Source organism: Streptomyces sp. bgisy159 (assembly GCF_057707805.1).
In genome coordinates this window covers 1-9,844 of the sequence record NZ_JBYIQX010000081.1, presented here as the reverse complement: position 1 = coordinate 9,844, position 9,844 = coordinate 1, and the positions used below count along the sequence as shown (strand labels likewise).

The window sequence follows — 9,844 nt, the reverse complement described above, 5'->3', positions numbered from 1 at the left end:
GTCTCCTCTTGTCTTTCCCCCGCTCCACGGCCGGCGGGCCGGCGGAGCCGGCCCGGTGCCCTCTCCGCGGACGGGGACGCGCGGGCCTACGCGCAGTGCGCGCGGCGGACCCCGGTCAGCACTCCCGTACCCCCGGCAGCCAGGCGGCGGGGTGGTCGATGTAGATGTTGCTGACGTAGCCGCCGAGCCTGGGGATGTACGCCCAGGCGTCGTTGCTGTAGCCCTCCGCGTCGACCCGGTCGCCGTGCTTCTGGCACTCGACGTAGACGGGGGTGGGGCCGCTCAGGGTGCGCACCACCGCCGCGTTGAGCCGTGCGTCGGCCCGGACCCGGACGCCGGTGCCCCAGGTGGTGAAGTTGGTTCCCGGCGTTCCGCCGCCGCCCGGCGTGCACGGCAGGCTCACGCCGCGCGCGGCGAGGTAGGGCACCGGGTCCATGCCGCGGGTGCTGGACGTCGAACTGTGCGCCTCGAAGTGGAGGTGGTTGCCGGTGGAGTCGCCCTCGGACCCCATGCGCGCGATCAACTGGCCGCTGCCCACCCGCTGGTTCACGGAGACCAGGCGCTCGTACATGTGGCCGTACTCGGTGACCGTGCCGTCGTCGTGCCGGATGCGGATCCACTGTCCGTAGCCGCCGGCGGGCCCGGACGCGATGACCGTGCCGGGGCCGGTCGAGTAGATCGGCGTACCGCGGTTGTTGGCGATGTCGACGCCGTCGTGACCGGAGTGGTACCACTGGGTGACGGTGCCTGCGGCGGGGCACGACCCGGCGTAGTCGGCGGGCCGGGCGGGCGGGGCCGCGCCGGCCGCGCCGGCGGTGAGCGGGACCAGCGCGGTAGCGGCCACCGCGGCGACGAGTACGCCGGCGGACCTGGTGCGGTTGAGCACACGCATGACGAGATCTCCTCCGTGTCTTCTGTGCGAGCGTCCGCGCGGCGGGAGAGACGAGCGTCTCCCGCCGCGGGAGAGCGGGCGGGCCGGCCCGGCCGGGCGGTGCCCCGGGCCCACGAGCCGACGCCCGGGGGTCAGCAGGCGGGTACGCCGGGCAGCCAGGCCGCCGCGTCGTCGATGTAGATGTTCGAGATCCACGCCCGGTACTTCGGCAGGTAGGACCAGGCGTCGTTGTGGTAGCCCTCGGCGTCGACCGGTTCGCCGTGCGCCTGGCACTGGACGTCCACCGCCGTGGGCCCGGGCAGCCGGGACACGGGCGGTTTGCCCCTGTTGGGGTCCGGGCGCAGGCCCACGCCGGTGCCCCAGGTCATGAAGCGCTTGGTGCCGGCCGGCGGCTCCTCGCCGCCCGTGATGCGCAGGGCGCCCGCGTACTCGGCGTTGAGCCGCACGTCACTGACCATGACCCGCGTCCCGGACTCGCGGGCCTCGACCATCTTGCCGCCGCCGAGGTAGACGGCGATGTGGTGGACGCTGCCCAGGTCGCCCGGGTGGGTCGCCCACAGCAGCAGGTCACCCGGCTGCAGCGGGCCGAGGCCCTGGCCCCGGGCGAACCGGGCGGTGGCCCCGCTGTAGCGTGCCTGGTTCCAGGACCCCTCGGGCAGGGCGATACGCGCTCCCTGCCAGGCGGCGTACTGCACCAGGTGCGAGCAGTCGAAGCCCTTGACCTGGCTGTCGTGGGCGCCGGGGCCGCCGCCGGGGTAGTCCTGGCCGTAGGTCGGCCCGTGGATCGAGCCGCCGCCCCACGAGTAGGGCACGCCGATCTGCGAGCAGGCGGCGTCGACGATCGCCCGCGCCTCGGCGGGCGCGCTCGCCAGAGCGCGGCAGTCGGCGGCCGCCGCGGTCTTCACGGCGGCCGGTGTCACGGTTCCGGCCATCGCCGTACCGGTGCAGGTCAACGTGGTGGCGAGCAGCAGTCCTCCGGCGGCTGCCACGGTGCGGTGCGTGCGACGCATGGGGTTCCCCCTGGGTGGTTCGTGCGCTGTGCGGGTGAGTCGGTGGGCGGATGCGGACGGACGGACCGGCCGTCCGCGCCGGGCCGTCGGCCGGACGGGGCCGGACGGGGCCGGGCGGTCGGCGGGACTGCTCCGGGCGGTCGGTCCTCAAGGTGTGGGACCGGGCCGCGCGGGGCCGTCGGTCTTCACGGAGGAGACGGGAGCGCGGGCCGGTTCGTATGCGTCGAGAGCGGCGCGGATCTTCGCCAGTCCGCGCAGCCGGTTGCGCTGTACGGTGCCGCGGTGGGCGCCGAGCCGCTCTCCCGCCATGTCGTGGGTCAGGTCCTCGAGGTCGACGAGGATCACGGCGGCCGCCTCCTTGGCGGACAACCCGCGCAGCAGCGCGGTCGTCACCGCCTCGGCCTCCCGGCGCGCGAAGCCGCCGTCCCAGCTCGCCTCGGGCAGCCGGTCGGTGCAGCGTTCCTGACGGGAGGGGTGCCGCCACAAGTCGCGCAACAGGTTCAGCGCCGCCGCGCAGGCGTAGGCGTACGGCTGCTGCTGCCGTGCCAGGGTGTGGGCGCGTGCCCGGCGGGACAGCCTGAGGTAGGTCTCCTGCACGAGGTCGTCGGCGTCGTGCGGATTGCCGGTGAGGGCCAGCAGTCGGCGGCGCAGCCTCGGCATCACGGCGGTGAACGCCGCGTCGAACTCGGCGGCGGTCATGTGGTCGCCGGGCACGGGATCGGCGCGGACGGGATCGGCGGGCGCGGGCTCCGCGCGGGCGGACTCGGCGCGGACGGGCTCGGCGGGCGCGGGCTCCGCGCGGGCGGACTCGGCGCGGACGGGATCGGTCGAGGTGCGCTTGGTGGGTGTGCGCTCGGCGAATGCGGGCTCGGTGAACGGGCGTTCGGTGGTCGCGGGCGACTTGGTCAGGGTCGCTGCGCAGGTGCTCTCCATGGTGTTCCCCCGGTTGGGCTGGATCTCAGACTGCGGTCGGGTCCGCGTCCTTCGCCGCGCTGTGGCGCGGAGGGTGCGCGGGGCCGTACCTGGCCGCCGGCGCCGCGGTCAGCAGCGCCCAGTAGCGGTCCCCGTACGACCAGTGCCACCACTCGGTGGGGTAGTTGACGAACCCCGCGGCGGTCATCGCCCGTGCCAGGACCGCCCGGTTGGCCCGGGCCTCGGCGTCGAGACCGGGCGCCGCGGTGCGGCACCGGCCCCCGCTCTTCTCCGGGGTGGCGTTGACCTCGGTGCCGAGGGCGAGTTCCGTTCCGTCCCCCGTGCACAGCGTCAGGTCCACCGCTCCGCCGCTGACGTGCGGTGCCACCTCCGGCGGCGAGATGTACGCGCTGGCCAGCTCGCGGATCCGGTCCGGGCCGGTGTCCGGGTGCGCGGCGCGCAGCGTGGCCGCGTACTCGTCGAAGTAGCGCCGCTGGAGTTCGGGCGGCCGGAACCCCTCCACCATGAGCAGGTGGACGCCGGCAGGCAGGGCGTCCTGCGCCACCAGGAGCCGGCGCAGGACGTCGGCCCGTACGTGTGCGTAGGAGCCGTCCGCGTCGGCCTTGCGCCTGTCGACCCGCAGCGCGGGCAACTCCCTTGCGTCTGACAGGGGTTCGCCGTCGTCGGCGACCGGCGTGCCGGCCACACGGTGGTCCGAGAGCAGGATGATGTCCGTCACACGAACAGCGTGGCGGCCGGCTCTGCAGGAACGCTGCAGATCCTCTGCAGCGCCTTTGCAGCAGATTCCGCGGTCCCTTCTGCAGCCCTGCTCGGAAACGGGTGGCACGGCGGCCCGGGGGACGGCCGCCCGGGGGACGGACGGCTGCGCGGCGCGGGCAGTTCTCCACCGAGAGCGGGTTCACTCATACGGGGACACGCCCGGCCGCGTCCCCCCGGCGGAAGTCGGACAGTCTCCGCCACGAAATGGAGGGAATTCTCACCGGAAACCCAGTGACATCCAGCCATTGTCGATGCCACCGTGCCGCCGCGTGAAAAAGGGCGGCGCGCACTCCGGCGTGCCTGCCCGCGGATGCCGGTATGTTGTCCCCGACTTGCGGGAACGCCACATCGGGGGACGCGGTGGACATTCGCCTTCTGGGCCCGGTCGAAGCGTGGAGCGAGGGCCGGCGGATTCCGCTGAACGGTGCGAAACCGACAGCGATACTCGCCGCCCTCGTGGTGCGTCTCGGCGATGTCCTGTCGGCCGCGAGCCTCGTCGACCTGATCTGGGAGGACGACCCGCCCGCCACCGCCCGCGCCCTCGTCGCCACCCACGTCTCCGGACTGCGCCGCGCGCTGGCCGGCCTCGCCGGCGGCGACGTCATCCTCACCCGTCCTCCGGGCTACGTCGCCGAGTTCCCCGCCTCCGCCGTGGACGCCCGGCGCTTCGAGGAGGCGTTCACCGCCGGCCGGGAAGCGGCCCGCGACGGCCGGGCCGAGGAAGCCGTCGAGATGCTGGAGAGGGCGTTGCGCCTGTGGCGCGGCCAGGACGCCCTCGAAGGCCTCCACCAGAGCTTCGCCCGGGTCGAGGCCATGCGGCTGACCGAACTGCGCCTGGAGGCGCAGGAACTCCGCTTCGCCGCCGAACTGGGTCTCGCCCGCCGTACGGACCTCGTCGCCGAACTCGTCGCGCACGTCGCCGCCCACCCACTCCGCGAACACCCGCGCGGCCAGCTGATGACGGCCCTGTTCCGGGCCGGGCGCGCGGCCGACGCGCTGCGCTGCTACGACGAGGGCCGCCGTCTGCTCCGTACCGAGCTGGGCGTCGATCCGGGGCCGGAACTCCAGTCGCTGCACCGGGCCCTGCTCCGGGCGGACACGTCGGTCCTGGGGGCGCCGGAGCGCCGCGAGCCGGCGACCGCCGGGAGTACGACCGGGTCCGCCGCGAGCGGCGCGAGCCCCCGGTCAGCGGCGCCGACGCCCGCCGGGAAGACCGCGGCCGGGCCGCTCCCCGGCCCGCGGCTGCCGCCCGCCGACGGCCCCCGCCCCCTCATCCCCTCCCAGCTCCCGCCCGACGTCGCGGACTTCATCGGCCGCGCCGAACAGATCGGCTGGGCGACCGCCCTGCTGGAGCAAGCCGGCGACCCACGGCGCACCGCACCGCCCGTCGCCGTGCTCTCCGGCCGGTCCGGCACCGGCAAGACGGCGCTGGCCGTCCATGTGGGCCACCGCACCGCCGCCCTCTTCCCCGACGGACAGCTGTTCCTGGACCTGCGTGCCTCGGACTCCGAGCCGGTGCGGACCGCGGACGCCCTGGCCCGGCTGCTGCGCGCGCTCGGCGTCGACCCCGAGTCCCCGGCCCGCGACGAGGAGGACCTCCTCGGCCTGTACCGCACGCACATCGCCCGCCGCCGGATACTGCTCGTGCTGGACAACGCTGTCAGCGAGGCGCTGCTGCGCCCCCTGCTCCCGCCCGGGGGCGGCTCGGCCGTACTGATCACCTGCCGCCGTCGGCTCGTCGCCCTGGAAGGCGCCGTCCACCTCGACCTGGGGGTGCCCCCGCAGTCCGAGGCGCTGGAACTGCTGGCCCGCGTCGCCGGCTCGGCCCGCCCCCGCCTCGAAGCGGACCGGGCTGCCGAGATCGTCGCGCTGTGCGGCCGGCTGCCGCTCGCCGTCCGGGTGGCCGGCGCCCGGCTGGCCGCCCGCCCGCACTGGACGCCGGCCCGGCTGGCGGCCCGGCTCCGGGACGAACGGCGCCGCCTGGACGAGCTCCAGGCGGGCGATCTGGAGGTGCGCGCGAGCCTCGGACTCGGGTACGCCGACCTCGACCCGCAGGAGCAGCGCGCCCTGCGCCGGCTGGCCCTGATGGATCTGCCCGACTTCGCCGCCTGGGTGGCCGGGCCACTCCTCGACGTGACCGGGAGCGAGGCGGAGGACGCGGTGGAACGCCTCGTGGACTGCCACTTCGTGGAGGTCGTCCGCACCGACGAGACCGGCCGCACCCGCTACCGCATCCACGACCTGGCACGCGAACACGCCCGGGAGCGCTGTCTGGCCGACGAGAACCGGCACGAGCTCGAGACGGCGGTACGGCGGCTGGTCGACCGCTGGCTCGACATGGCGCGCGCCGCGGCGGCCCGCGGTCCGGGCGGCGCGGCGCGGCTTCTGCGGGTCACTGCCGACCGTGCCGGAGGGGACGCGGACCGGCCGCCCCCGGACTCCGCTCCCGCCCCCGCCCCCGCCCCCGCCGATGCGTCCTCCCCCGCGCCGGACGAGGCACCGGACCCGGCGGCGCGCGAGCCGGCGGCGCGGGAGCTGGCGGCGCGGGAGCCGGCGGCGCGGGAGCCGGGCGCGCAGGAGCCGGCCGCGTGGTTCGCGGCCGAGTACCGGTGCCTGCTCGCCGCCGTCACCCACTGCGCCGAACTCGGCATGTTCTCCGCCGCGCGGGAACTCGCCGCCGCCCTGATGGCCGCGTCCGCCGCGCTCTACAACCGGTTCGACGCCTGGTCCCGTTCCCACGAGGTGGCCCTGACGGCGGTCCGCCGGGGCGGGGACCTGGAGGGCGAGGCCTGGCTGCTGAACGGTCTGGGCCATCTGCGGCTGGAACAGGACCGGTTCGACGATGCCCACGCCTTCTTCGCCTCGGCGCTCCGGCTGTTCGAGGAGCGGGACGTGCGGCGCGGACGGGCCGAGGCGCTCGCCGGCATGGGCACCGCCCGCCGCGAGCAGGCCCGCTTCACCGAGGCGCTGACCCTGCTGACGGCCGCGCTCCAGCACTACCGGGAGCCGGAGGACGACGTCCCCCGGGCGCACGCGCTGTACGGCATCGGATGCGTGCACCGCGACGTGGGCCGCCACGAGGACGCGTGGGACGCCCTCTCGGACGCCCGCGACCTGTACGTCGGCGCCGGGGACCGCCACGGCGAAGCGCTCGCGGTGCGCGCTCTGGGCCTGTGCCACCGGGCGCGCGGGGACCTGCCGGGCGCGGAGGCGCTGCTGCGCCGGTCCCTCGCCCTCTTCCAGGAGACCGACGACACCTTCGGCATCATGTACGCGAGCCAGTCCCTGGCCAAGGTGGAGTTCCGGCAGGGCCGGACGGCCGAGGCCCGGCAGCGCCTCGACCGGTGTCTGGAGATCACCCGGGAACGCCAGGACCTGTTCGGTGAGGCGCTCGTCCTGCGGACGATCGGCGAGTGGCATCTCGCCGTGCGTGACGGGAACGGAGCGGTGGAGCCCCTGCGCGAGGCCCTCGGCCTGTGGGAGAAACTGGCACTGCCCTTGTGGCGGGCCCGCACCCTGCGCGACCTCGCCCGCGCCGAGTTCGCCGGGGGATCGGCCGCGACGGGGCATCGGCTGGCACGGGAAGCACAGCGCGTCTTCGTCGAGTTCGGCAGCCGCGAGGCCCGGGAACCGCTGGACCCACCCGCCCCGACGGACTCCTGAGACCCGCTCATACGACCGTCTCCCGTCTCCCGTCCCCCGGACGAGGGCGCGGCACCCGCCCGCCCGCACATCACCCGCCGGGAGAGGACTCCACCATGACGAAGACGCCCGCGCACGCGGACGGCAGCCGGTACCCGGGCGCATTCCGACGCCGCTCGGCCTTCGGAGTGCTGCGCCCCCTCGCCGGGATCTTCCTGGCCGTCGCCTCGATCCTCCTCGTGGTCGCCCAGCCGGCGGCCGCCCACCCGCCGAGCGGTTCGGTCTACGTGTGGGCGAGCGACGTGCGCGTACGCACCTGCCAGAGCACGACGTGCGACCTCGCCACCACCGAACGGCTGACGCGCGTACGGGTCAAGGCGTACTGCCAGTGGGACGCCGGCGAGCGCGGGCGCGTCACCGACGGCCGCTACACCAACACCTACTGGGTGCAGATCATCACGCCGGGCAGGACCCTGGGCTGGATATCCGCGGTCTACGCGAGCGGCGGTTCCAACAACCACCCGGTGCCCGGCGCCCCGGTCGACAGCCCCTCGGATCCCACGATCGACTGCGAGTACGTCTGAGCGCCGGTAGATCACCTGCCCGGCCTGACACGTCCCCTTCGGCCGCAGGCGTGCCACGCACGTCCCACGTCCCACGTCCCACGTCGGCGATCTCGCTGTCCGCGGGGCGTTCGGGCGGCGCGAACGGCAGGCCGGGCCGGGCCGGCAGCGCGAGGGCGCGAAACGGCTGCGCCGGGCGAGTGCTCTGTCCTACTGCCGGCACACCGACACCGGGCGGCACGGATGCAGTCGGCACGACGGCCGTGGCCGCGCCGGTGAGGCGAGGGGGACGCGGTGGAGATCCATGAGTGGTCCCGGCCGCGAGGCTCACTGGTGCGGGCGGGGCGTCGCCGGCGGCGGGCGGCGGCACCCGCCCGGACCGCCCCGCCGCCCCGCCGCCCCGGCCCGGCGTGGGTCCTCCGCGGCGCCCCGCGGGGGGCGCTTTCCGGCGGGCCGGGCGTGGAGTTGTCGGCGGGGATAGGGTGAGGACATCGGGCGACGGTCACGGGGCTGGGGAGGCGGGTGGGCGATGGACTGGCGGGAGTACGCCGAGCAGATGGCCGTTCTCGCGCGTGAGCTGCTGGCCGGCGAATCGGTCCAGGCGACGCTGGACAACATCGTGGCGTCCGCCGTGAAGCTGGTGGCCGGCTGCGACGCGGCCGGTGTCCTGGCGGTGCGCAAGGGCCGGGCGATGACGCTGGCCGCCAGCGGGAAGAACGTCGAGGAGTCCGACCGGGCCCAGGGCGAGCTGGGCGAGGGCCCCTGCTTCGATCTCGCCCGGCAGAACGGCGGCGAGCGCACCTTCCGCATCGCTGACATGACCCAGCCGCAGACCACCTGGCCGCGCTACGCCCAGGCGGCCCGCGCGCTCGGCATCGGCAGCATGACCGGCATCCTGCTGTACACAGAGCGGGAGGACTTCGGGGCGCTCAACCTCTACGCCCGCCGCCCCGGAGCCTTCACCCAGGAGATCGAGACGGCCGGCTGGCTGCTGGCCTCGCATGCCGCGGTGGCGCTGTCCAGCGCCCGCACCATCGACCAGCTCCAGCACGCGATGGAGACGCGGCACGCCATCGGCGAGGCCATGGGCATCCTCATGGAACGCCATCACCTCAGCGAGGACGACGCGTTCGGTGCGCTCCGCCGCTTGTCCCAGCACCACAACGTCAAGCTGCGTGACGTCGCCCAGTACATCCGGTCGAACGGCGCCCCTCCCACCACCTGAACCAGAGTTCGCACGGACAACCGTTCCCCCCTCGTCGCCGGGGCCGGAGCGGCGGCCGCCATGCCGACTCCCCTACCCCATTGACGGAGTGAGTACTCACTCCGTAGCCTTGTGCTCATGACCAACTCTCCCGAGAACCAGCCGACCCGCCGCCGCGCTCCGGGAATGTCGCCGGAGCAGCGACGCAAGATGATCATCCAGACCGCGATCCCGCTGATCGCGGAGTACGGCTCCGCGGTGACCACCGCGAAGATCGCCCGCGCCGCCGGCATCGGCGAGGGCACGATCTTCCGGGTCTTCTCCGACAAGGACGAACTGGTGCAGGCCTGCGTGGCCGAGGCACTCTCCCCCGACCACGCGATCCGCGAGCTCGACGCGATCGACGTGTCCCAGCCGCTGCCCGACCGGCTCACGGAGGCGGCCGAGGCGCTGCAGGCGCATCTGTCCAGGATGGGCGCGGTCGTGGGCTCGCTCGGGCATCGCGGCGGCAAGCACCCCGGCACGGTCCGCGGGGCGGGCCGCCATGAGTCGACGACCCGCCTCCGCACCGCCCTCGCGGAGCTGCTGGAGCCGGACAGGGCGGCCCTGCGCCGGCCTCCGGAGCAGATCGCGGCCCTCTTCTTCGGGCTGCTCTTCACCCAGCCGCGCACGGAGGACGAGCCCGACCTGACCCCACGGGAGCTGGTGGAGGTCTTCCTCCACGGGGCGCTCTCGGGGACCACCGGCTGAGCACGGGCGGCAGGGGGCGCCCGGCTGTCAGGGCCCCGGCCGTCGCGGCCCCGGCCGCCACGGCCCCCGTACGCGGGCGCCCCCAGCCGCT

General features: G+C 75.0%; 8 protein-coding genes. 4 read left to right on the top strand and 4 right to left on the bottom strand.

The window, feature by feature from the left end; all coding sequences use genetic code 11:
- Positions 1-115: 115 nt before the first annotated feature.
- The 4 genes from AC3ET3_RS35375 to AC3ET3_RS35360 all read right to left on the bottom strand — a co-directional run bounded on the left by AC3ET3_RS35375 (position 116) and on the right by AC3ET3_RS35360 (position 3,553).
- Positions 116-892 carry a M23 family metallopeptidase gene (locus AC3ET3_RS35375; protein WP_432139498.1) on the bottom strand — a complete coding sequence of 259 codons (777 nt, stop codon included), beginning with the start codon at positions 890-892 and terminating at the stop codon, positions 116-118.
- A 131-nt stretch (positions 893-1,023) separates the two neighbouring features.
- Positions 1,024-1,902 (bottom strand): C40 family peptidase, encoded by an 879-nt coding sequence (locus AC3ET3_RS35370; RefSeq protein ID WP_435613667.1) that lies wholly within the window; start codon positions 1,900-1,902, stop codon positions 1,024-1,026.
- Between the two features lie 147 nt (positions 1,903-2,049).
- Positions 2,050-2,835, bottom strand: coding sequence for an RNA polymerase sigma factor (locus AC3ET3_RS35365; RefSeq protein ID WP_435613666.1), 786 nt, complete (start codon positions 2,833-2,835; stop codon positions 2,050-2,052).
- A gap of 25 nt (positions 2,836-2,860) precedes the next feature.
- Complete coding sequence (locus tag AC3ET3_RS35360; RefSeq protein WP_435613665.1) at positions 2,861-3,553, bottom strand: M15 family metallopeptidase; 693 nt, start codon at positions 3,551-3,553, stop codon at positions 2,861-2,863.
- Between the two features lie 401 nt (positions 3,554-3,954).
- On the opposite strand from AC3ET3_RS35360, the gene AC3ET3_RS35355 reads away from it, so the two are divergent.
- From AC3ET3_RS35355 to AC3ET3_RS35340, 4 genes are all read left to right on the top strand, one after another.
- The gene (locus tag AC3ET3_RS35355) at positions 3,955-7,257 is read left to right on the top strand and encodes an AfsR/SARP family transcriptional regulator (protein WP_435613664.1); all 3,303 of its coding nucleotides are present in this window, start codon (positions 3,955-3,957) and stop codon (positions 7,255-7,257) included.
- A gap of 95 nt (positions 7,258-7,352) precedes the next feature.
- The gene (locus tag AC3ET3_RS35350; protein ID WP_432139503.1) at positions 7,353-7,820 is read left to right on the top strand and encodes a hypothetical protein; all 468 of its coding nucleotides are present in this window, start codon (positions 7,353-7,355) and stop codon (positions 7,818-7,820) included.
- Between the two features lie 508 nt (positions 7,821-8,328).
- Entirely contained in the window at positions 8,329-9,024 is a 696-nt protein-coding gene (locus tag AC3ET3_RS35345; protein ID WP_432139504.1) for a GAF and ANTAR domain-containing protein, read from the top strand.
- A 117-nt stretch (positions 9,025-9,141) separates the two neighbouring features.
- Positions 9,142-9,753, top strand: a complete 612-nt coding sequence (locus tag AC3ET3_RS35340; protein ID WP_432139505.1) for a TetR/AcrR family transcriptional regulator — start codon at positions 9,142-9,144, stop codon at positions 9,751-9,753.
- Positions 9,754-9,844: the final 91 nt, after the last annotated feature.